18 protein-coding genes are annotated in these 21,589 nt (G+C 70.9%); 7 read left to right on the top strand and 11 right to left on the bottom strand.

Annotation, left to right across the window (positions count from 1 at the left end; genetic code table 11):
* Positions 1-12: 12 nt before the first annotated feature.
* Both ACHUEU_RS00880 and ACHUEU_RS00875 read right to left on the bottom strand, forming a co-directional pair.
* Positions 13-609: a class I SAM-dependent methyltransferase gene (locus tag ACHUEU_RS00880; RefSeq protein WP_394213987.1), complete on the bottom strand. Its 597-nt coding sequence runs from the start codon at positions 607-609 to the stop codon at positions 13-15.
* 111 nt (positions 610-720) lie between these two features.
* Positions 721-1,494 (bottom strand): ZIP family metal transporter, encoded by a 774-nt coding sequence (locus ACHUEU_RS00875; protein ID WP_394213985.1) that lies wholly within the window; start codon positions 1,492-1,494, stop codon positions 721-723.
* A gap of 158 nt (positions 1,495-1,652) precedes the next feature.
* On the opposite strand from ACHUEU_RS00875, the gene ACHUEU_RS00870 reads away from it, so the two are divergent.
* The 5 genes from ACHUEU_RS00870 (at position 1,653) to ACHUEU_RS00850 (ending at position 7,358) form a co-directional block, all read left to right on the top strand.
* Entirely contained in the window at positions 1,653-2,651 is a 999-nt protein-coding gene (locus ACHUEU_RS00870; protein WP_394213984.1) for a Sir2 family NAD-dependent protein deacetylase, read from the top strand.
* Positions 2,652-2,739: 88 nt separating this feature from the next.
* Entirely contained in the window at positions 2,740-3,507 is a 768-nt protein-coding gene (locus ACHUEU_RS00865) for a LamB/YcsF family protein (protein WP_394213983.1), read from the top strand.
* Entirely contained in the window at positions 3,504-5,258 is a 1,755-nt protein-coding gene (locus ACHUEU_RS00860; RefSeq protein ID WP_394213982.1) for a 5-oxoprolinase subunit B/C family protein, read from the top strand. The genes ACHUEU_RS00865 and ACHUEU_RS00860 overlap by 4 nt, the downstream gene beginning before the upstream one ends.
* Positions 5,259-5,284: 26 nt before the next feature.
* The gene (locus tag ACHUEU_RS00855; protein WP_394213981.1) at positions 5,285-5,776 is read left to right on the top strand and encodes an NUDIX domain-containing protein; all 492 of its coding nucleotides are present in this window, start codon (positions 5,285-5,287) and stop codon (positions 5,774-5,776) included.
* 190 nt (positions 5,777-5,966) lie between these two features.
* Positions 5,967-7,358: an MFS transporter gene (locus ACHUEU_RS00850; protein WP_394213980.1), complete on the top strand. Its 1,392-nt coding sequence runs from the start codon at positions 5,967-5,969 to the stop codon at positions 7,356-7,358.
* 182 nt (positions 7,359-7,540) lie between these two features.
* Here ACHUEU_RS00850 and ACHUEU_RS00845 read toward each other — a convergent pair whose 3' ends face one another.
* The 8 genes from ACHUEU_RS00845 to ACHUEU_RS00810 all read right to left on the bottom strand — a co-directional run bounded on the left by ACHUEU_RS00845 (position 7,541) and on the right by ACHUEU_RS00810 (position 16,949).
* A complete protein-coding gene (locus ACHUEU_RS00845) occupies positions 7,541-8,011 on the bottom strand; it encodes a ribose-5-phosphate isomerase (RefSeq protein WP_394213979.1) in 471 nt (156 codons plus the stop codon).
* A gap of 90 nt (positions 8,012-8,101) precedes the next feature.
* Positions 8,102-9,838, bottom strand: coding sequence for a dihydroxyacetone kinase family protein (locus tag ACHUEU_RS00840; RefSeq protein ID WP_394213978.1), 1,737 nt, complete (start codon positions 9,836-9,838; stop codon positions 8,102-8,104).
* A gap of 79 nt (positions 9,839-9,917) precedes the next feature.
* A complete protein-coding gene (locus tag ACHUEU_RS00835) occupies positions 9,918-10,922 on the bottom strand; it encodes a D-ribose ABC transporter substrate-binding protein (RefSeq protein ID WP_394213977.1) in 1,005 nt (334 codons plus the stop codon).
* A gap of 85 nt (positions 10,923-11,007) precedes the next feature.
* On the bottom strand, positions 11,008-12,204 hold the full coding sequence (locus tag ACHUEU_RS00830; RefSeq protein WP_394213976.1) for an ABC transporter permease: 1,197 nt from the start codon (positions 12,202-12,204) through the stop codon (positions 11,008-11,010).
* Positions 12,205-12,231: 27 nt separating this feature from the next.
* Positions 12,232-13,755 carry a sugar ABC transporter ATP-binding protein gene (locus ACHUEU_RS00825; protein WP_394213975.1) on the bottom strand — a complete coding sequence of 508 codons (1,524 nt, stop codon included), beginning with the start codon at positions 13,753-13,755 and terminating at the stop codon, positions 12,232-12,234.
* The gene (locus ACHUEU_RS00820) at positions 13,752-14,423 is read right to left on the bottom strand and encodes a DUF2291 family protein (RefSeq protein WP_394213974.1); all 672 of its coding nucleotides are present in this window, start codon (positions 14,421-14,423) and stop codon (positions 13,752-13,754) included. The genes ACHUEU_RS00825 and ACHUEU_RS00820 overlap by 4 nt, the downstream gene beginning before the upstream one ends.
* Before the next feature lie 189 nt (positions 14,424-14,612).
* On the bottom strand, positions 14,613-15,701 hold the full coding sequence (locus ACHUEU_RS00815) for a zinc-binding dehydrogenase (RefSeq protein ID WP_394213973.1): 1,089 nt from the start codon (positions 15,699-15,701) through the stop codon (positions 14,613-14,615).
* A 300-nt stretch (positions 15,702-16,001) separates the two neighbouring features.
* Complete coding sequence (locus ACHUEU_RS00810) at positions 16,002-16,949, bottom strand: sugar-binding transcriptional regulator (RefSeq protein WP_394213972.1); 948 nt, start codon at positions 16,947-16,949, stop codon at positions 16,002-16,004.
* A 277-nt stretch (positions 16,950-17,226) separates the two neighbouring features.
* Here ACHUEU_RS00810 and ACHUEU_RS00805 point away from each other — a divergent pair, with 277 nt between their 5' ends.
* Positions 17,227-18,729 (top strand): FGGY-family carbohydrate kinase, encoded by a 1,503-nt coding sequence (locus ACHUEU_RS00805; RefSeq protein WP_394213971.1) that lies wholly within the window; start codon positions 17,227-17,229, stop codon positions 18,727-18,729.
* Positions 18,730-18,870: 141 nt separating this feature from the next.
* Entirely contained in the window at positions 18,871-19,779 is a 909-nt protein-coding gene (locus ACHUEU_RS00800; protein ID WP_394213970.1) for an SMP-30/gluconolactonase/LRE family protein, read from the top strand.
* Between the two features lie 82 nt (positions 19,780-19,861).
* On the opposite strand, the gene putP is transcribed toward ACHUEU_RS00800, so the two are convergent.
* On the bottom strand, positions 19,862-21,424 hold the full coding sequence (putP, locus tag ACHUEU_RS00795) for a sodium/proline symporter PutP (RefSeq protein WP_394213969.1): 1,563 nt from the start codon (positions 21,422-21,424) through the stop codon (positions 19,862-19,864).
* Between the last annotated feature and the right edge of the window lie 165 nt (positions 21,425-21,589).

Here is a 21,589-nt window from a genome sequence, read left to right as displayed (position 1 = left end):
GTCGGTCGGCCGTCACGTGCCCGACGGGAGTCGTCGGGCCGTCACCCAGGCGTGCGCTCCCCGCACCTCCGCCCCCGTCACCTCGAATCCGGCGCGGCGCAGGGCGCGAGCCATCTCCTGGGGCGGCCACCGGTAGGCGGTGGCGATCGGATGGGCGAAGGGTTCCACCCGCGGCCCCGCGACGTAGGACATGAGCACGGTCCCGTCGGCCTCGAGCGCCCCGCCCAGCGCTGCCAGCGCCGCTGGGAGGCCCGCGGGGTCGACGTGGATGAGCGAGTACCACGCCAGGATCCCGGACCAGCGGTCGCTGCGGTCGGCGAGGTCCTCGAGGCGGCCCTGGCGGAACGTGGCCGCGGGGTGAGCGCTGCGAGCGATGTCCACGAGCTGCCGGACCGGCTCCAGTCCCTCGACGTCGTGTCCACGGCGCACCAGGTGCCCGGTCCACCGGCCGGTGCCCGAGCCGAGGTCGAGGATGCGGCCGGGGACCGTGCGGGCCCACGGTTCGATCACGGCGCGGTCGGGGTCCTCGGCGGTCACGGCCGTGCCGAGCATCTCCGCCGCCTCCGCTGACATCGCTGCGTAGGCCTCGGTGATCTCCTCATCGGTCATGGTCGTCCCTCCTGCCGCCGTGGTGGTGCCTTCCGTGCGCCGAGGTGGCGGATATGCCGGCGGGCGGGCCTGCCGATCAGCAGATCAGCCCGGGCCGGGCCACCGGAGGCGTCACATCAGCATCATGAGGATCAGGAACACCAGGAAACCGGCCGCGGCCATCGCGATGGTGCCGGTGCTCTCCTTGACCGCAACGGCTTCGACCAGCGGCTCAGCGACTGCGGTGAACAGCAGAGCAGCCGTGCCGAAGGCCAGCCCGGCCACCAGCAGCGGCGCCGAGACTCCCGCGAAGACCAGTGCGCCGAGCACCGCACCGATCGGCATCATCGCGGCGACCACGGCCCCGACGCCGATCGCCGCACCCAGTGAACCGCCGGCGGCACGGGTGGATCCGGCGGTGGAGGCGGAGACGAACAGCAGCTCGATCGACAGGGCGATCGCGATCAGCAGGGCGGCCGCCCCGCCGGCCGACAGGGCCACGCCGATGATGGCACCGTCGATGAGCACGACGACCGCCAGGGCGATCGTCAGGCGCAGATTCACCGCAGATCCCTGGGCGGCATGGCCGTGGTCGTGGCCATGGTTCTGCCCGTGCGCGTCATCGTGGGCGTGGCCGAGCCGGTTCAGCAGCGCGCGCAGCGCCAGCATGAACCCCGTGCCGAGGACGAAACCTGTGATCAGCGGCCAGCCACCGCCCAGATGCATCGCCTCGGGGAGCAGATCGAGGGTTGCCGCGGCGGCGATGAGCCCCGCCGCGAAATGTTGGACGTAGCTGGTGAGCGTGGAGGTCTGCCTGCGAGTCACGACCGCCGCTATCACCGCTCCGACCAGACCTGCGACCAGACCGATCCCGCCCAGTCCGAGCGCTGCTGAGAACAGTTCCATGATGTCTTCCTTCCAGGCTTCACACGTGGGGAGGACCGTCGGCCGGTCCGCATGCTCATGAACCTAGAGGCCTTTCGTGACGAACTGAATGATGAATGTCAACTACTGGTTCTCTCCGACGACCGTGCCGAGACCCCCGCACCGCCTACCCTCGAAGGATGAGCCCTCACCCCTCCTCCCCCGCCGGGACCGGCAGCGCCGGCCCCGCGGCGGACGTCGGCCGTTGGTTCGCCACCGCCACCACCCGTGCGCCGGACGCTCCCGGCCCCACCCGGGGCGGCCCGCGCCTGCCGGCCTGGGGGCCGATGGAGGGTGCGCACTACGGTCACCGCAGCTCTCCGGAGGAGAGCGACGCCGCCCTCGCGCTGCTGCGGGACCGGCCGGTCGCGGTGCTCACCGGTGCCGGGATGTCCACCGGTTCCGGGCTGCCGGACTATCGCGGTCGTGATGCGGTGCCCCGCTCCCCCATGACCTTCCAGGAGTTCATCGGCCATGACCTCGCCCGGCGGCGCTACTGGGCGCGCTCGACCGTGGGCTGGGAGCAGTTCCGCAGCGCCCGGCCCGGGCCCGCGCACCGACTGCTCGCGGCCCTTTCCCCCGAGCCCTTCCCGATCACGGCGGTGATCACGCAGAACGTGGACGGACTGCATGCCGCCGCGGGCTCGGATCCGGTGATCGACCTGCACGGCCGGCTGGATCGGGTGCGCTGTCAGCAGTGCGATGCGCTGTCCTCCCGCGCCGCCCTGCACCAGCGGATGCTGATGATGAACCCCGAGCTCGCGGCGCGCCTGCCCCAGCTCTCCGCCGACGCCGCCCAGGCGCCCGACGGGGACGCCGAGGTGGATCGCACCAGCAGCTTCCGCTATCCGCCGTGCGCGCTGTGCGGAGGGATCCTCAAGCCCGACGTGGTGTTCTTCGGGGAGTCCGCGCGCCGGGAGGTCGTGGCCGCGGCCTTCGCGGCGCTCGAGGCCGCGAGCGCGCTGCTGGTGCTCGGCTCGAGCCTCACCGTGCAGTCCGGGCTGCGGTTCGTGCGCGCGGCCGGGCGGCAGGGCAAGCCCGTGGTGATCCTCAACGACGGCCCCACCCGCGCCGATCCGGATGCCACCGTGCGTCTGCACGGTCGGCTCGAAGAGGTGCTGGAGCACTGGGTGCGCTGAGCGCGGGCTGCGCGGTCCGTGCGGCGAGGCGCGGCAGGGGCGACAATGGGGAGCACCGTCCGCCGCGCGTGAAGGAGCCGATCCGCCGATGACCGCCCCGCTGCCGCTGCTCGATCTCAACGCCGACCTCGGGGAGGGGTACGGCGACTGGTCGATGGGGGAGGACGCCGCCATGCTCGAGGTGGTGACCACCGCGAACATCGCCTGCGGCGGGCACGCCGGGGACGCCGGGACCATGCGCGCCGCCTCCCGCGCGGCGGCTGCTCACGACGTGAGCATCACCGCGCACGTCGCCTATCCGGACCTGGCAGGTTTCGGCCGCCGCTTCCTCGACATCGCCCCCACCGACCTCACCGACCAGGTGGTCGTGCAGGTCGGAGCCTTGCAGGCGATGGCCCGGGCCGAGGGCGCGCAGGTGCGGGGCGTGAAGCCCCACGGCGCGCTGTACAACGCCCTGGCCCATCACGCCACGCAGGCCGCCGCAGTGGTGCGCGCACTGCAGGAGCTCGGGGACCTGCCCCTGGTCGCCGCGCCCGGCGCCGTGGCCGTGGAGATCGCGCAGGCGGCCGGGATCGCGGTGGTGCTCGAGGGCTTCGCCGACCGCGCCTACCTCCCAGGCGGCACCCTCACCCCGCGCAGCACCCCCGGCGCGGTGCTCACGGACCCCGCGGCAGTGGCCGCACAGGCGCTGTCGATCGCGACCGCGCACGGGGTCCGCACCGTCGACGGGAGCTGGGTGGATCTCCCGGTCCGCTCCCTCTGCCTGCACGGGGACACCCCCGGCGCGGTGGAGCTCGCCCGCACCGTGCGCTCCCACCTGGAAGCGGCGGGCGTGCGCCTCGAGGCCGCGCTGTGAGTCGGGGCCCCGACCGCACTCCCCGTCGCGTCCGACGCGACCGCTCCGACCGTCTCGCGCCGCCGCTGGCGGTGCACCGCGCCGGCGAGGGCGCACTGCTGGCCGAGTACCCCGACACCCGTGCCGTACTCGCCGCCGCGGCCGCCGTGCGCGAGCTCGCCCCTACGACTCTGCTCGACCTGGTCCCTGCCGAGCGCACGCTCCTGCTGGTGGGGAGCGTCGCCCAGGACCTGCCGGTCCTCGACGCCCTGCTGCGCGACCTCCCCGGGGCTGCGGCGCAGGAGGAGGCGAGCACCGAGGTCACGATGGACATCGTCTATGACGGCGAGGATCTCGCCGCGGTCGCCGAGCTCCTGGAGATCAGCACGCAGGCGCTGATCACCGCACACAGCGCGGCCACGTGGACCGCGGCCTTCGGCGGCTTCGCACCCGGGTTCGCCTACCTGCAGCCCGACGCGCCCACCGACCGCGCTCGACCCGTCGGTCCGCCGTGGGAGGTGCCCCGCCGGGCCGAGCCGCGCACCGAGGTGCCCGCCGGCGCCGTCGGCCTCGCCGCGCGCTACTGCGGGATCTACCCGCGCTCATCCCCCGGCGGATGGCAGCTGATCGGGCGCACCGACGCCACCGTGTTCGACGTGGACCGGGAACCGCCCGCGCTGCTCACCCCCGGCACGCGGGTGCGTTTCGCCCCGCAGCGTCCGACGGCCCGGGCCTCCGCCCGCACAGCAGCGGTCGCCCAGGTCGAACGCGGCGCGGCCGCCGTCCCCGGACGGCGGGGCAGGCGTCGAGCAGCGGCGCCGACGATGAGCGGACAGCCCGCGCTGGAGGTCCTCGCCCCCGGCCCCCTCACCCTGTTCCAGGACACCGGCCGGCCCGGCCGGGCGGCGAGCGGGGTGAGCAGCTCCGGCGCCTTCGACCGCGGGGCGATGCTGCGGGCGAACCTCGCCGTGGGCAACCGGGCCGCAGCTGCGGTGCTCGAGATCGTGGCCGGCCCGCTGCGGCTGCAGGCGCGGGCCGCGACGGTCATCGCCGTCTCCGGCGCCCGGGCACCGCTGGTGCTGCACCGGGCCGACGCGGACGGCGCCGACCTCGAGCTACGCCCGCAGGACAGCCACGAGCTGCCGATCGCCCTCGACCCCGGGGACCGGCTCGTGCTGGGCCCGGTGACGGAGGGCCTGCGACTGGTGCTGGCCGTCCGTGGTGGACTGCGCGGGGTGGGGACGGCAGGGGCCGTGCTCGGCTCCCTGTCCTATGACACCCTCTCCGCGCTCGGGCCGGCACCGCTCGCGGCCGGGGACCTGCTGCACGTCAGCCCCGAGAAGAAGCTGGACGCCGTCCCCACGCCGGTCCGGAACGAGGATGCCGCGCTGCTCGAGGACACCACCCCGGCCGTGCTCGACGTCCCGGTGCACGCCGGCCCGCGGGACGCGCTGCTCGGCGCCGCGACCCTCACGCAGCTGCTGGCCACCACCTGGACCGTGCGCCCGGACTCGGACCGGGTGGGGGTACGGCTGGACGGCGACCCGCTCACCCCGCCCACCGCCTCCGGGGCACTGCCGAGCGAACCGATGATGCCCGGCGCGATCCAGGTGCCGCCCTCGGGATTGCCCGTCGTCTTCGGCCCTGACCATCCCACCACCGGCGGCTACCCGGTGATCGCCGTGGTCACCCGCGCAGGGCTGGATGCACTGGCGCAGGCGGCGACGGGGACCGGACTGCGCTTCGTGCCGGCGCCGGGCGGCAGCAGCTGAGGGCGCGACGATGACACGATGTGCCCATGCCGCGATTGCTGCCCGAACCCGCCTACTTCGCCACCCTGCCCAAGGTCATCACCTCCGGCGCCGTGATCCTGCGCGACGAGCACGACCACCTGGTGATCGAGAAGCCGAACTACCGCGACCACTGGCTGCTGCCGGGCGGCGGCGTCGACGCGGGTGAGGACGCCCGGCAGTGCGCCCGGCGGGAGGTGCTCGAGGAGCTGGGACTCGATCTCGAGGTGGGGCGGCTGCTGACGGTCGACTGGCTGCCCTCGAGTGCGGTGCGCAGCGCGCCGATGGGGGTGCATTTCCTCTTCGACGCCGGCGTGATCCCCCGAGCCCGGCTGGAGGCGACCGTGGTGCCGGAGGCCGCAGAGCTCGAGAGCTGGGCGCTGATCCCCGAGTCCGAGGCGCATCTGCTTTCGCCCTGGGGCGCCTCCCGGGTCCGTCGCGCCCTGGCGGTGCTGCGCGGCGAGTCCGAGGTGGACATGGTGACGCACTCGCGGCGCTGAACCCGACGGCGGAGGATCTGCCGGGTGATCGCGAGAACCGCAACCGATCTGAGACCTCAGGCTTTTTCTCACGCTGACCAGGAGCGGAGCGGCGCCGCTCGCCCCATGCGGCGATCCGGGGTGATCCGGGTCTCGGGTCCGCAGCGCGGAATGCGCCATGATGTGCCCATCCGATCACCCGTCGACGGAGATGACGATGAGCTCTTCGACCACCACGCCGCAGACACCGCTCCCGGCCCACGGTCCGCTGACCAGGTCACAGCGCCTGGACCGCCTGCCCTTCACCCGCAAGCACGGCAGGCTGCTGGGCGCCTCCGGCATCGGCTGGGCGCTGGACGCGATGGACGTCGGCCTGATCTCCTTCGTGATCGCCGCCCTCAGCGTCCACTGGGAGCTGAGCAAGGCCGACGGCTCGCTGATCGCCTCGGCCGGATTCGCCGGGATGGCGATCGGCGCCAGCGTGGGCGGCCTGCTGGCCGACCGCATCGGTCGCCGCTCCGTCTTCGCCCTCACCCTGCTGATCTACGGCCTGGCCACCGGCGCCTCGGCGCTGGCGATGGGTGTGGGCGCCCTGATCGTGCTGCGCTTCATCGTGGGCCTGGGCCTCGGCGCCGAGCTGCCGGTCGCCTCGACCCTGATGAGCGAGTTCGCCCCGGCCCGGATCCGTGGCCGCGTGATCGTCTGGCTCGAGGCCTTCTGGGCGCTGGGCTGGATCCTCGCCGCCGTGATCGGTACCTTCGTCGCCGCCTCCGGGCCGACGGGCTGGCGCTGGGCGCTCGCCGTCGGCCTCGTGCCCGCGATCTACTCGCTGGTGATCCGGCTGGGGATACCCGAATCGGTGCGCTTCCTGGAGAAGCAGGGGCGCACTGAGGAGGCGGAGCGCGTGGTGCGCAGCTTCGAGGCCTCCGCCGGGCTCGACGCCCCCTCGCCCGCCGCGGCCCGAGCCGAGGCAGGCGCTGCCACCGCGATCCCGGCTGCGGACCCGATCGGGACCACCGGCGGGATCTGGTCCACGCCCCTCCGTGCCCGCACCGCCGGCCTGTGGGCGGTGTGGTTCTGCATCAACCTGTCCTACTACGGCGCCTTCATCTGGATCCCGACGCTGCTGGTGGACCGCGGCTTCGACCTCACCCGCTCCTTCACCTTCACCCTCATCATCACCCTCGCCCAGATCCCCGGGTACGCGGTGGCGGCCTGGCTGATCGAGGTGTTCGGGCGGCGCTGGACGCTGACCGTCTTCCTCGCCGGCTCGGCCGTGGCCGCCTCCTTCTACGGGCTCGCGGAGACGGAATGGATGATCCTCGCGGCCGGCTGCGCGCTGAGCTTCTGCAACCTCGGCGCCTGGGGTGCGCTGTACGCGATCGGGCCGGAGCTCTATCCCACCCGGGTGCGCGGCACCGGCACCGGTGCGGCCGCCGCCTTCGGGCGCATCGCCTCGATGGCGGCGCCGTTCCTGGTACCGGTGTTCCTGGTCGCCGGCGGGCAGGTGTTCGTCTTCGCCGCCTTCTCGGTCTTCTTCCTGCTGGCCGCGGCCGCCGCCTTCACCCTGCCCGAGCAGCGCGGCAAGGCGCTCGCGGAGTAGCCCCGGCAGGCCTGGCGCCCGCGCCGCCCCGCCCGGTGCGGCCCCGGCCGCAGTGCAGATGCGCGTTGACGACTCATCCGTCGCCCGCGGATGAGTCGTCAGCGCGCATTCGTCGCTCCCGCCGTCGCGGGCTCAGGGCGGGGGCGGCAGGTCCTCAGTGACCCCGAACCTGCCTCTCGGTCTCAGCCCTGCTCGAGGGACCCGTCGTAGGCATTGATCGCCTCGACCTTCGCCGCGGAGGACGAGGTCGGATCGAACTCGAGGTCCAGCCAGACCTTGACCAGCTCCTTCGCGAGCTCGAGTCCGATGACCCGCTCCCCCATGCACAGCACCTGCGCATCGTTCGAGAGCACGGAGCGCTGGACGGAGTAGAGGTCGTGGGCGGTGACGGCGCGGACGCCGGAGACCTTGTTCGCCGCGATCGCCACCCCAAGGCCGGTGCCGCAGATCAGCAGGGCACGGTCCGCCTCGCCAGCGGCGACCTTCTCCGCCGCGGCGACCGCGATGTTCGGGTAGTGGGTGCCGTCCTCGCGACCGGTGACCCCGACGTCGAGGACCTCGTCGACGCGCGGGTCGCTCTGCAGCAGTTCCTGCAGGGCGCCCTTGTGGCCGACGCCGGCGTTGTCCGATCCGGTGACGATTCTCCAGCCCATGGCGATGCTCCTTCGTGTCGTTGGTCGTGTCAGTGGTCGGTGTGGGTGGTCGTGACGGCGGTCAGCGAGAGGGCGGTGACCGGGGCGTGCTCAGCCGGTCAGCTGCTCGCCCAGCAGGGTGACGATCCGCGAGAACGAGATAGCCCCCGGGTCGGGGGTGCCGATGGACTTGTCCCCGTGGTTGCGGGCGCGGCCCTTGCTCGCGGAGAAGTCCGCGGTGGCCTCGGCGGCCTCGACCGCCTGGGCGGCGGCCGTCACGATCGACCGGGAGACCGACTCCGCCGGGGCGTCCGCGGTCCCGCCCCGGCCGGCCTGCGCGAGGGCGAGTGCCTCGCGGAAGGGCACCGCCGCGTCGACCATGGTCTTGTCGCCGGGCGTCGCCCCGCCGAGGCGCTCGATGGCCTCGACCGCCTGCACCAGCCCCGTGACCAGCTGTTCCCCGGTCACAGCGGCATCATCTGTCAGGGCGCTGCCGAGGCTGGTCAGGGCCGCCCCCCAGAGGGCTCCGGAGGTTCCGCCGGCCTCGGCGGACCAGGCGGCACCGGCCTGCACGAGCACGGTACGGGCACCGCAACCGCGCTGGACGACGCGGTCGGCGGTCGCACGGGCGCCGCGGATCCCGAGCACCATGCCCTGGCCGTGGTCACCGTCACCGGCGACCTGGTCCATCCGGCCCAGCTCCGGCTCGAGCTCCACCAGCAGCTCCTCGACCTTCCCCAGGATGCCGACGATGCGGGCGGCGGAGGCACGGGACCCCTCGCTCGCGGCGGGGATCGGATCCTCACCGGGGACGTAGATCTCCTCTCGCTCCGCGCCGAGGTCGCCGGGCACGGTGCCGCCGCGGCGGAAGGCGGGGGCATCGGCCGGGGCCAGCCAGAGCCGCTCCAGCTCCTCGTCCAGACGCACCACCGTCAGGGACAGGCCCGCCATGTCGAGACTGGTCACGTGCTCGCCCACCTCAGGCCGCACGACGGTCAGGCCCGCCTCGCCCAGGAGCTGCGAGACGTGCTTCCACACCACGAACATCTCCTCGTACTTCACAGTGCCCAGGCCGTTCAGCACCACCGCAACGCGGTCGGAGACCAGCGCCGGGGTCTCGTCGAGCACACCGTCGACCAGGATCTTCGCGAGCTCGCTCGCGCTGGGCATGGACCGCTCATCGATGCCGGGCTCGCCATGGATCCCCAGGCCGATCGCCATCGTGCCCTCGGGGACGTGGAACAGCGCGTCTTCGGCACCTGGCAGGGTGCAGCCATCGAAGGCGACCCCGAGGCTGCGGGTGGCGTCGTTCGCCTTCCACGCCAGACGCTCGGCCTCGTCGATGTCGGCCCCGGCCTGGATCGCGGCGCCTGCGATCTTGAACACGGGCAGGTCCCCGGCGATGCCGCGGCGATCGCGATGGTTCCCCTTCTCCCCCGACGCCACGTCATCGCTGACCGCGACGATGCGCACATCGATGCCCTCGGCGCGCAGCTTCTCGGCAGCGACCCCGAAATGCAGCACGTCCCCGGCGTAGTGGCCGAAGCCGAGGATCACCCCGCCGCCGTTCTCGGCGTTGCGGGCCACGGCATACACCTGGTCGGAGGACGGAGAGGAGAAGATGTTGCCGCAGGGCGCCCCGTGGGCGAAGCCCGGACCCACCCAGCCGGCGAAGGCCGGGTAGTGGCCGGAGCCGCCGCCGACGACCAGGGCCGGCTGCCCGGCCGGGGTCGCGGGCGCGCGCACCACGCCGCCGTGCACGCGGAGCAGCTCCTCGGGGTATGCCGCGACCAGCCCCTCGACGGCGTCGGCGGGGAAGGTCTTGGGATCATCGAACAGGTAGGTCACGGATCGCTCTTCTCGGAAGCTGGTGGATGCGGTGAGGTCAGGGGCCGGGGCGCGGCGCGGACCGCGCCCCGGCGATCGGTCATCCGGTGAAGGTGAACGGCGCAGTCATGCCGTCGATGTTCTCCTCGGTGATCAAGATGCAGTCCAGCGCCTGCTTCTCCTGCTCGGGCGCGTTGCCGTTGCGCAGGTAGTCGTCCGCCATCTCGATCACCAGTTCGGCGAACTGTGCCACGGGCTGCAGCACGGTGTAGGCGAGCTCGCCCGCCTTGACCGCGTCGACCGCGTCCGGGGAGCCGTCGAACCCGCCCACCACGATGTCCTCGAGCACACCGGCCTCCTTGAAGGCCGCGATCGCGCCGAGCGCCATCTCGTCGTTGCCGGAGATCAGGCCGTTGATGTCGGGGTGGGCCTGCAACAGCGACTGCGCCTTGTCGTGCCCCTTGGTGCGGTCCCAGTCCGCAACCTCCTCGCCGACCTTCTTCAGGTCCGGGTACTGGCTGATCACCGTGGTGTAGCCGTTGGACCGGGTCTGGGCGTTGTTGTCCGAGGGCAGGCCGAACAGCTCGACGTAGTCGCCCTTCTCGCCCATGCGCTCGACCCACTCCTGAGCGCCGAGCGCGGCGCCCTGGGCGTTATTGGAGACCAGCTGGGCGAGCGCGATGCCGGTCTCGTTGATCTCCGCGTTGATCAGGAAGACCGGGATCCCGGCCTGCTTCGCCTTCTGGATCGTGCCGATCGACCCGTCCGCGTTGGCGGGATCCATGATCAGCGCCACGGACTGGTTCGAGATGGCGGTGTCGACCAGGGTGTTCTCGGTGTTGGTGTCGCCCTTGTGGGCGCCGACGGTGGTGGTGTAGCCGAGCTCTTCGGCCTTGGCCGCCGCCACGTCACCCTCCGTCTTCCAGTACGGGTTCGAGGGATCGTTGACGATGATGGTGATCAGACCGCCGTCGACACCGCCGCCACCGCCGCCGCCACCGGCGTCGGACTGACCCTCGCCGGTCGTGGTGGAGCCGCCGCAGGCGGCGAGGCCCGCGGCCGCGGCACCGATGCCGAGGACGGAGAGGAAGTTCCTGCGTTCCATGATGAATTCCTTTCGATGGGAGGCGCTCCAGCGGGAAGGCGCCTGCGCTCGCAGCGTGGGACTGCGGGCACGCTGACCGTTCCTGTCAGGTCTGGTCAGTTTCTCGCGAACCGGCGTCGGTGCCGGTGGAGGGGTCGTTGGTCGCACTCGGCGAAGCGGTGGAGGGTGCTGCGGCGGCGGGATCCTTCGTCTCGCCGGGCGATCCGGCAGAAGCGTCCGTGCCGGCCCCCGCGGACATCTTCACCCGACGGCGGGGACGTCCGTACTGCAAGGAGTTCAGCAGCACTGCCACGACGATGACAGCGCCGATGAAGACCGTCTGCCAGTAGGCGGACACGCCCACCAGCACGAGGCCGTCGGAGAGGAAGCCGATCACGAAGGCGCCCAGCAGAGTGCCCCGGACGTTGCCGCGACCGCCCGAGAGGGCGGCTCCGCCGATCACCACGCCGGCGATCGCCGTCAGCTCGTAGGTGTTGCCGGCGGTGGGGCTCGCGCTGGTGAGCGTCGAGGCGAGGATGACGCCCGCGACGGCCGAGCACAGTCCCGAGATCACGTACACCCACACGGTGACGGACTTGACCGGAACGCCCGAGAGGTGGGCGGCCCGCTCGTTGCCGCCGGTCGCATACAGCCAACGGCCGAAGGTGGTTCGACCCAGGATCACGGCCAGGACCAGGGCGATCACGGCCATGATGATCACGCCTGCGGGAATTCCGAGGATCCGGTTGAAGCCCAGCCAATTGATGCCGGTGTTGCCCAGCGCCGGATCACCCTGGATGTCGTTGATGGTCCGACCGTTCGTCATGAGAAGTGCGATGCCGCGCACCACGTAGAGCATGCCCAGCGTCGCGACGAAGGGGGCGACCTTGAACTTCGCGACCAGATAGCCGTTGACCAGGCCCAGCACGCCGCCGAGCACCACCGCGATGAGCACCGCCACTGGCACGCTCGGATACAGCGTGAGACCGAACATGCTGATCGGTACACCGCGCAACAGGAAGCCGGCGATCACGCCGGTGAACCCGAGAATGGATCCCACCGACAGATCGATGCCACCGGTGAGCACCACCATCAGCTGTCCGAGGGACAGCAGCGCGAAGATCGCGACGTGGGAAGACATGATCAACAGGTTGTTGACCGTGAGGAAGTTCGGCGACAGCGCCGAGAAGATGATGATGATCAGGGCCAATGCCAGGAAGGCGCGGCCCTCGATCAGCAACTTCGAGAGGTTGAGCTTCGAGGCGGTCTTGGTGCTGGACTCGCCGACGGTCGAGGAGGTCATAGTGGGTATCCGTTTCGTGGGGCAGGGTCAGGAGTCGACGGCTTCACCGGAAGCGGCCATGACGTCGGCCTTGACTGCGTCAGGGCCGAACTCGGCGGAGATCTGGCCGCGCCGCAGCACGACGATCCGGTGGGCGATGCCGAAGCACTCCTCGACCTCCGAGGTCGAGAAGACGATGCCGACGCCCTGGCGGGCACGGTCCGCGAGCAGGGCGAACACCTCGGCCTTCGCGCCGATGTCGATCCCTCGGCTGGGTTCGTCCAGGAGCATGACGCCGGGGCGGGTCGCGGCGACCTTCCCGATGACGACCTTCTGCTGGTTGCCACCGGAGAGTGCGCCGATCTCGATTGCCGGGCTCTCCGCCTTGACCGTGACGTCGCGGATCAGCTTCTCGGCGAGCGCCCGCTCCTTGCGGCGCGAGGTGAAGCCGCGGGTGAGGAACTGCTTGATGCTCGCCAGGGTGAGGTTCTCGCCGACAGACATGGTCTGGACCAGGCCGTCGCGCTGCCGGTCCTCGGGGACCAGCCCGATCCCCCGGGCGAGGCGCTCCCGGATCGACTCCCGCGCGAGCTCCTCCCCCTGGTAGCGGATCCGGCCGCCGGCCACGTCGCCGCGCCCGGCCACCGCTTCGAGGGTCTCGGTCCGCCCAGCGCCCATCAGGCCGTAGAGGCAGACGATCTCGCCCGCACGCACCGTGAGGGACAGGTGGTCGACCACGGCGCGCTCCGCATTCTCCGGATCCATCACCACCAGGTCCTCGATCTCGAGGACTTGGTCGCCGAACTCATAGCCCTCCGGCGGAGAGCCGAGGTCGTAGTTGTCGCCGACCATGTGGCGGACGATCCAGGGGAGATCGATCTCCTCCCGACGACCGCTCGCGGTCATGGCGCCGTCCCGCAGCACCACGGCGTGATCGGTGACCTTCAGTGCCTCCTCGAGATGGTGGGAGATGTAGACCAGAGAGACGCCGCGGGCCTTGAGGTCCTCGATGATCCCGAAGAGGATCTGGACCTCCTTCGCCGCGAGCGCAGAGGTGGGCTCGTCCATGATGAGGATGCGAGCGTCGATCGACAGCGCCCGCGCGATCTCGACGATCTGCTGCTGGCCGACACGCAGATTGCCCACGGGCGTCGACGGGGCCACGTCCAGCCGCATCTCCTCCAGCAGCGCGGCCGTCTGCCGATTTTCCTCGGCGTAGTCGACCTGGCCGCCCCGGGTGATCTCCCGGCCCAGGAAGATGTTGTCGCGCACCGAGAGGTTCGGCGCGAGGCTCAGCTCCTGGTGGATGATCGCGATCCCGTTGTCACGGGCGTCGTTGGTGTTCGCGAAGGACACCGGGCGACCCTCCAGCACGATCTGGCCGGACGTGGGCTGCTCGACGCCGGAGAGGATCTTCATCAGCGTGGACTTCCCGGCGCCGTTCTCGCCGAACAAGGTGGTGACCTCACCGCGGTGGATCTGGAACTCGACACCCTTGAGGGCCCGGGTGCCGCCGTAATTCTTGACGATGCCGTGCGCCTCCAGCACCACATCCTGCAGCACGGTGTTCACTGGACCTCCACGGAGACGGGGGTGACAAGCCAGCCCTCGGGGTTGATCGCGGTGAAGGCTCCGGTCACGGTGACGGTGCTGCCGCTGAGGTTCTCGAGGTCCAGGGGATCGAGCACCTGCTTCTTCATCTCCGTGTTCAGAGCGGCGGCGGCGTTCTGGAATTCGATCTGATTGGTGAACTCGGCGAAGCCGTAGTTGCCGGTGGCGTCGCGCAGCTCGGTGCCATTGATCGCCGGACCGGTCTGGATGCGCACGGTGACGTTCTCGGGCATGCCCTCGATCTCCACCTCATACATTCCGTTCTGCCCCTCGCCGACCGTACCGGTGAAGGTGGTGCTGTAGACGGTGTTGCCGGCGGCGTCGACGCCGTACTCCGCGGCGGCCGCCTCGGGATCGGCGATGAGCGCCTCGGCCAGGTCCACGGCCGGTACCGCACGGTCCGTGATCTGCTGCTGGACCTCGGGGAACTGCTCGGCCCCGAAGGTGGCCGCCTCGAAGGCCTGGGTCTGGGCGGGCTCCTGCCCGTCGGGCACCACCTTGGTGCCCAGGACCACGACCAGCAGGCCGAGGATGCCCAGCCCGACGCCGATCCAGGTCCCCAGCTTTCGCTTGCGGGGCCGGGCCGGGCGCTCTGCGGCGGTGGATGCCGCACTGGCTGCTGTGCTCATGACGCTTCTTCCTGTCGGGGTCCGGATCGGTCGACGGCGGCGCGCACGGGGCCGTCCGTCCGGCGGCGGCGCTCGGCGTCGAGCGCTCGGAGTCGAGGGGACTGATGCCGAGGTCGGGGCAGGGTCGCTGTGCCCCGACCGCGTCATCGTGGTGTGGCCCCGGGGCGAGATCGCCGCAGGACCGGCCAGTCAGGTCCCGGGAAGGATCGAGACCTTGATCGAGGCGCCGGCGGAGTCGGCGACGGAGTCGAGAGCCGTCTGGATCTCCTCCAGACCGAACTGATGGGTGCAGATCTCGTCCAGCGGCAGCACCCCGGACTCGATGATCTTGATCGCGGCGGGCCAGCAGTGCGGGCCCAGGTGCGCGCCGAGGACGTCGAGCTCCTTGTCGTCGGAGATGATCGACCAGTCCACCGACACGTTCTCCTTGAACACGGAGTACTCGACGTACCGCCCGAGCTTGCGCAGCAGGTTGAGCCCTTGGGAGACGGCGCTGGGGTGGCCCGTGCACTCGATGTAGACGTCGGCGCCATAGCCGCCGGTGAGCTTGCGGATCTCCGCGTTCACATCGACCTTGCCCGGGTTCAGGGTGAGATCCGCGCCGCACTTCCGCGCCAGCTCGAGCTTGTTCTCGTCGAAGTCGAGGGCGATGACCAGCTTGGGGCTCTTGTGCGCCGCGCCGATGATGGCGCCCAGCCCGATCGGCCCCGCACCGGCCACCACCACGACGTCGTCGAAAGTGAGCTGGGCGCGCTCGACGGCGTGCAGGGAACAGCTCAGGGGCTCGGCGAAAGCGGCGTGCTGCGGCGGGATCTCCTTGGAGATCCTGTGCGCGCGAGCCAGCCGCGGCACGATCATGAACTCCGCCATGCCGCCGTCGTAGTGCTTGAAGCCGAACATGTCGTGCGGGCCGCACATCCAGTACCAGCCGCGCCGGCAGTACATGCACTCCTCGCACGGGACGATCTGCTCGACGACGATGCGATCGCCGACGGAGACCCCATGGTGAGCCAGTGCCTCGGCGCTTCCGGAGACGACCTCGCCGGTGATCTCGTGACCGGGGACGATACCCGGCTCCACCCAGCGTTCGCGGTTCTCGTCGCCCCAGAACTTCGCGGCACCGGCATAGGCCTTGAGGTCGCTCGCACAGACACCCACCGCCTCGACTCTGATCAGCAGGTCCTCCCCGGCCGGCACCGGGACGTCCCGGTCTTCCAGGCGGTAATCCTCCGGCGCGTGCATGACCACAGCTTTCATGGTCGCAGGGGTCTCCGTCATCTCGACACATCTCCTTCGATACGTAGCGCACTGTCCGAGCGCTGGTCGATACCGGTATCGCAACATCACTCGTCCGGTCGCCCTTGATCCTAGACACACCCCGCACATCGGTCAAGAACAATTGTGCAAATCTGGGGCGCACAGGTGTCACCTCAGCTCCACGGCGGGTCACAATCAGATCACGGGTGCTGCCACCGCCCCGTCGGGCCCGGCGGAGCCGTGGGGCCCGAGTAATCCGATCTTCCGGGCGGTCGCGGATGGGGTGACGGCGCAGAACAGCTCGACGGCGCCGACGGAACGTCAGCTTTCCTGCGCGAGGATGTCGAGCACCGCTTCGGCGGCAGGCACATCGGTGATCAGGCTGGTGAAGAGCCCGGCCCTCGCTCCGGCCCGGATCGAAGGCGCCTTGGCGACCCCCACGGCCATCGCGATCGACGTGGGGATGGCCCGGAGGACGTCGCGCGAGGGTCGCACCAGGCGCTCTGAGCCGGGGTACTCCACGGCACGCCCGTCGGCGTCGAAGAAGTGCAGGCAGAAGTCACCTACGGCGTCGCGCAACGCCGGATGGTCGCGGGGGACCACCGAGGTCAGCGAAGCCCGCATCCCGTAGGGGGCACCGATGCCGGAGACCAGCACCCGCGCCCGTGCCCAGAGGTGGGCGATCTGCTCGAAGCTCGGGTCCGCCTGCAGGGAGTGCCAGAGGCTGGGGCTCGGTAGTGCGGGCGCGAAGATGAAACGCGGTTCGGCACCCGTGGAGTCCGCAAGGCTGCGCACCGTCTCATTGGTCTGGAACGCCGGATCGGACTCCTGCTGACCGCCGACGGTAGGGGCGATCACCACCCCGTGCAGCTCCGGCAACCCCGACATGCGGCTCACGGCGCGGGTGGTCTTGCCGGAGGAGACCAAGAGGACGTCGCCGGGCATGAGGTCCAGCGCTCGCAGCTCTCCGGCCAGCAGGGGGCCGAGCCCGCGCAGCTCCCTCCGCCCCTGATCGCCCGGGGCGACGCGCACCTGGGCCAGGCCGAGCGCCTCACGCAGCCGCTCTTCGAGCTCGCTGACGTCATCGCTGGGGACGTCGAGGACCTCAAAGCGCACCATGCCGATCCGGCGTGCCTCGCTGAGCAGCTTGCTGACGGTGGGACGGGAGACTTCGAGCAGCTCCGCGATCTCCGCCTGTCGCATGTCTTCGAGGTAATAGGCGCTCGCCGCGCGATGCAGGAGCTGCAGGTCCAGATGGGTGTCGAGCACGCCCCTCCCCTTTCTCCCGGTTCCTCGCCACCACCGGATCTGCGCTCGTGGAGCGTAGGCGAGACGGAGCGCGCACAGACGTGTGGCAAGAACGTGCCGACACCGGCATGTCTGATCATAGCGATCCCTCAGCACCCCCGATACTCCCCGTACCCGCCGACATCCCACCGCGACCCCGAGAAGGGCACTGTCGTTGCCGATATCGTAGGCGGGCACCTGGCACGTCGGACGACTCCGCACGGGCCGCAGCGCGGAAACGACGAGGAGAGGCAGGTCGATGACGGGCCACGTCGAGGCAGTTCTGGGTGTCGACATCGGCACGTCAAGCACGAAAGGTGTGCTTACGGCGCTCGACGGCACCATCCTGCGCTCGGCGACCCGCGAGCATGCCGTCGACCGGTCCGCCCCGGGGCACGTGGAGATGGACGCCCGGGTCTGGTGGGACGAGTTCGTGGCGCTCACCGCAGAGCTGACCGACGGCATCGACGCTCGGGTGACGGGGATCGGCCTGTCCGGGATGGGGCCATGCGTCCTTCTGACCGATGAGGCCGGCGAGCCGGTGCGGCCCGCAATCCTCTATGGCGTGGACACCCGGGCGGGAGAGCAGATCGCAGCGCTCAACGACCGCTTCGGTGCGGAGACGATCCTCGCTCGCTGCGGCAGCGTCCTCACCTCGCAAGCGGCCGGCCCGAAGATCCGTTGGGTCGCCGACCATGAGCCCGAAGCCTTCGCTCGAGCCACCCGCCTGTTCATGCCCGCGTCCTACCTCGGCTTCAAGCTCAGCGGCCGCTACACGCTGGACCATGTCAGCGCCAGCATGGTCGCCCCGATCTACGACCCCGAGGCCATAGATTGGTACCGTCCCTGGGCAGAGCACGTCGCCCCCGGGCTGGAGCTGCCCCCGTTGATGTGGCCAGGACAGCTGGTGGGCACGGTGACGCCCACCGCCGCAGCATCGCTCCGCGGCATCGCGACGGGGACCCCGCTGATCGCCGGGAGCACGGACGCCTGGGCGGAGGCGATCAGCGTCGGCGCGAGCGCCCCGGGCGACGTCATGCTGATGTACGGGACGACGACCTTCCTGGTCGCGGTCACAGATCGTCCGCTGCCCAGCCGCTCCCTGTGGATGACGGCAGGGATCTCCGAGGGGACCCACACCCTGGCCGGGGGAATGGCAAGCTCCGGGGCGATCACGAGCTGGCTCCGCGAGCTGACCGGGGACGTAGAGTTCGACACCCTCATACAGGAGGCCGGCGAGAGCGGACCAGGGGCGAGCGGGCTGGTGATGCTCCCCTACTTCTCCGGCGAGCGCGCTCCCTTCGACGACCCCTCAGCCCGAGGGGTGATCGCCGGCCTGACCCTCTCGCACACACGCGGAGACATCTTCCGGGCGGCGCTCGAGGCCGCCGCCTTCGGCGTGCGCCACCACGTCGAGGAGCTCCAGCGAGCCGGCGCACAGATCGAACGCGTGATCGCCGTCGGCGGCGGCACCCGCAACGGTCTGTGGCCGCAGATCGTCTCCGACGTGACGGGGCTGCCGCAGCAGATTCCCCACCGCACCGTCGGTGCCTCGTACGGGACCTCGATGCTCGCCGCACGGGCTGTGCACGGCATCGCGGCGGTGGATTGGAATCCGATCGAGCGCACCTGCAGGCCCGATCCGGCCACCGCGGAACGGTACGAAGAGCTGTACGGGATGTACCGCGCGCTCTACCCCGCCACGAAGGACATCGTCCATGCCCTCGCCGCCCTCCAGCACGGGGAGCGGCCGGCACGCTGAGGCCCACCGCCCCCGGCTCTCACCGCTGCACGGACCAGCGACCCGTCGGGCCTCTCCCGTACATCGCCGCACCGCGTACGGTGGCCCCACCGACGCTTCGCCGTCGGCCGTCCGCATCTCGCGCCGGAACCGGAGGCTCCCATGCTCGCCGATCGCATCACCGACTCGCTCTGCCACCACGCCGAGGGTCCGTACTGGTCCGACACCTGGGGCGGTCTGCGCTGGGTGGACATGCTCGCCGGCGACCTCCTGCACCTGGACCCCTCCGGCACCGTCGGCTCCGGCACCACCGCCGCGCGACCCCTGGCCACCGAGGCACCGAAGGGCGCCGTGACCCGGATCCCCACGCCCAGCTCCGTGGTGGCCTGCGTACGGCCTGCCGCCGGTGGTGGGGCGGTGCTGGCGCTCGAGAAGGGTTTCGCGCTCGAGGACGCCGACGGCTCGATCACCGAGCTCCCCCCGCTGTGGGAGGAGGACGTGCGCATGAACGAGGGCGCGATCGCACCGGACGGCTCGTTCCTGTGCGGCTCCATGGCGTACGACCAGCGCCCCGGTGCCGCCGCGATGTGGCGACTGCTGCCCGACGGCACCACCACCAAGCTGTTCGGCGACCTCACGATCTCCAACGGTCTCGCCTTCACGGCCGACGGTGCACGGGCGTTCTACGTGGACACCCCCACCGGGCGGGTGGACGTCCTGGACTGGTCCGATGCGGACGGCCTCGTCGCTCGCCGCCCCTTCGCAGACCTCACCGCCGAGGACGGCCATCCCGACGGGCTCTGCCTCGACGCCGCAGGGAACGTGTGGGTGGCGATGCACTCCGGCGGCCAGGTCCTGGGGCTCGACGAGCACGGAAAGGTCGCCGAACGGGTCGCCGTGGGCGCCCGGCAGGTCACGGCCTGCACCTTCGGCGGCGAGGATCGCGGGACCCTGTTCATCACCACCAGCCGGGAGAACCTCGCCGAGGGCGAGGACCCAGCGGCCGGCTCCCTGTTCGCGGTGCGGCCCGGGGTGCACGGCCCCGCCGAGGAGCTGGTCTTCGGGGACTGACCCCGGACCCCCGCAGCGACGACGAACCCCCTGCGAGCACCGAGATCACGGGCTCGCAGGGGGTTCGTGCAGTGGGAACGGGTCAGGCCCTGGGGCCGGCACCCGTCGCCGCGACGTTCTCGGCCGAGCGGTCCCGGGCCTCGCCCGAGCGGAACGACTCGAGCATGTCGTCGAACTCCTGCATCGCCTTCGCCGGCGGCTGCGGGGTGATCATGCTGACCACCACGGCGAGCACCAGGCAGACGAGGAAGCCGGGAACGATCTCGTAGAGATGATCCCCGCCGAACAGCCCCCAGGCCACGTCGGGCTCGAACTGGCCCCAGGTGAAGGAGACCGCAGCGCCGGCCACCATGCCCACCGCGGCACCGATCACGGTGAGGCGTCGCCAGAACAGCGAGAGGATGACGATCGGGCCGAAGGCGGCACCGAAGCCCGCCCAGGCGAAGGCCACCAGCCCCAGCACCGAGCTGCCCGGGTCCAGTGCCAGGATGAGCGCGACCACAGAGACCACGAGCACCCCGATGCGGCCGAACCACAGGGCCGCCCTGGCGCTGAGCTTGACCCCGAAACCACCGACGAGGTCCTCGACCAGCGCGGAGCTGGAGACGATCAGCTGCGAGGAGATCGTGGACATGATCGCCGCGAGCACCGCGGCCAGCAGCACCCCGGCGATCAACGGGTGGAACAGGAGCTGGGAGAGGTCCAGGAACACGGACTCGCCGTTCGTGCTGTCGGTGAGGATCGCGTCCTGGTTCTGCTGGAAGTAGGCCAGGCCTGCGAGCGCGGTGAACACGGCGCCGACGACGCACAGGATCATCCAGCTCATGCCCACCGCGAAGCCGTACTTGGCATCGCGCGAGGAGCGCAGCGCCATGAAGCGCACGATGATGTGGGGCTGGCCGAAGTAGCCCAGGCCCCAGGCGAGCGAGGAGATGATGCCGACGGCGGTCGCGCCGGCGGTCATCGACCCGAAGTCCGCGTTGACCTCGCGCACGGAGGCGAACATGGCGGCGGGGCCGCCGACCACGAACATCGCCGTGATCGGGACCAGGATGAGCGAGACCAGCATGATCATGCCCTGGACGACGTCGGTGTAGCTCGCGCCGAGGAACCCGCCGAACAGCGTGTACAGGATCGTCACACCGCCCACCAGGAGCATGCCCGTGACGTACGGGCCACCGAACATCGACTGGAAGAACACGCCGCCGGCGACCATGCCGGAGGAGACGTAGAAGGTGAAGAACAGCAGGATGATCAGCCCCGCGGCGATGCGCAGGATGTTCGTGCGGTCATGCAGACGGTTGCCGAAGAAGCTCGGCACGGTGATCGAATTGCTGGCGATCTGCGTGTACTGGCGCAGCCGCGGCGCGATGAAGTACCAGTTCAGACCGGCACCGATGGTGAGGCCGACGGCGATCCACGCCTCGACCAGACCACCCATGTACAGCGCGCCGGGCAGACCCAGCAGCAGCCAGCCCGACATGTCGGACGCACCGGCGGAGAGCGCGGCGGTGAACGGATGCAGCTGACGCCCGCCGAGCATGTAGTCCTCGCCGTCCGAGGTCTTGCGGAAGGCGTAGACGCCGATCCCGACCATGACGGCGAAATAGACGACCAAGGCGATGGTCTTGAAGACGAGATCCATGAGGAGGCTCCGATCTCAGGGGAGGGGGATGGGGAGTCACGGGGTAGGAGGGACGGGATCACCAGGTCACGCACGTGGCACCGAGCCTCGAGAGGACCCCGCGGAACAGGCGCGCGATGGCCCCGGTCGGACGACAGCGGCCGAAACGGTCACCGAGGGGGCGCC

This window comes from Brachybacterium vulturis (assembly GCF_043641765.1).
In the GTDB taxonomy this organism is placed as follows: Bacteria; Actinomycetota; Actinomycetes; order Actinomycetales; family Dermabacteraceae; genus Brachybacterium; species Brachybacterium vulturis_A.
This window is presented reverse-complemented; position numbering and strand designations above follow the sequence as displayed.

Excerpts from the sequence above, each read along its gene's own strand:
- ACHUEU_RS00875 (WP_394213985.1), bottom strand. The coding sequence starts at position 1,494 with ATGGAACTGTTCTCAGCAGCGCTCGGACTGGGCGGGATCGGTCTGGTC.
- ACHUEU_RS00870 (WP_394213984.1), top strand. The coding sequence starts at position 1,653 with ATGAGCCCTCACCCCTCCTCCCCCGCCGGGACCGGCAGCGCCGGCCCC.
- ACHUEU_RS00815 (WP_394213973.1), bottom strand. The coding sequence starts at position 15,701 with ATGACGGAGACCCCTGCGACCATGAAAGCTGTGGTCATGCACGCGCCG.
- ACHUEU_RS00845 (WP_394213979.1), bottom strand. The coding sequence starts at position 8,011 with ATGGGCTGGAGAATCGTCACCGGATCGGACAACGCCGGCGTCGGCCAC.
- ACHUEU_RS00880 (WP_394213987.1), bottom strand. The coding sequence starts at position 609 with ATGACCGATGAGGAGATCACCGAGGCCTACGCAGCGATGTCAGCGGAG.
- ACHUEU_RS00855 (WP_394213981.1), top strand. The coding sequence starts at position 5,285 with ATGCCGCGATTGCTGCCCGAACCCGCCTACTTCGCCACCCTGCCCAAG.
- ACHUEU_RS00830 (WP_394213976.1), bottom strand. The coding sequence starts at position 12,204 with ATGACCTCCTCGACCGTCGGCGAGTCCAGCACCAAGACCGCCTCGAAG.
- ACHUEU_RS00850 (WP_394213980.1), top strand. The coding sequence starts at position 5,967 with ATGACGATGAGCTCTTCGACCACCACGCCGCAGACACCGCTCCCGGCC.
- ACHUEU_RS00865 (WP_394213983.1), top strand. The coding sequence starts at position 2,740 with ATGACCGCCCCGCTGCCGCTGCTCGATCTCAACGCCGACCTCGGGGAG.
- putP (WP_394213969.1), bottom strand. The coding sequence starts at position 21,424 with ATGGATCTCGTCTTCAAGACCATCGCCTTGGTCGTCTATTTCGCCGTC.
- ACHUEU_RS00820 (WP_394213974.1), bottom strand. The coding sequence starts at position 14,423 with ATGAGCACAGCAGCCAGTGCGGCATCCACCGCCGCAGAGCGCCCGGCC.
- ACHUEU_RS00805 (WP_394213971.1), top strand. The coding sequence starts at position 17,227 with ATGACGGGCCACGTCGAGGCAGTTCTGGGTGTCGACATCGGCACGTCA.
- ACHUEU_RS00800 (WP_394213970.1), top strand. The coding sequence starts at position 18,871 with ATGCTCGCCGATCGCATCACCGACTCGCTCTGCCACCACGCCGAGGGT.
- ACHUEU_RS00835 (WP_394213977.1), bottom strand. The coding sequence starts at position 10,922 with ATGGAACGCAGGAACTTCCTCTCCGTCCTCGGCATCGGTGCCGCGGCC.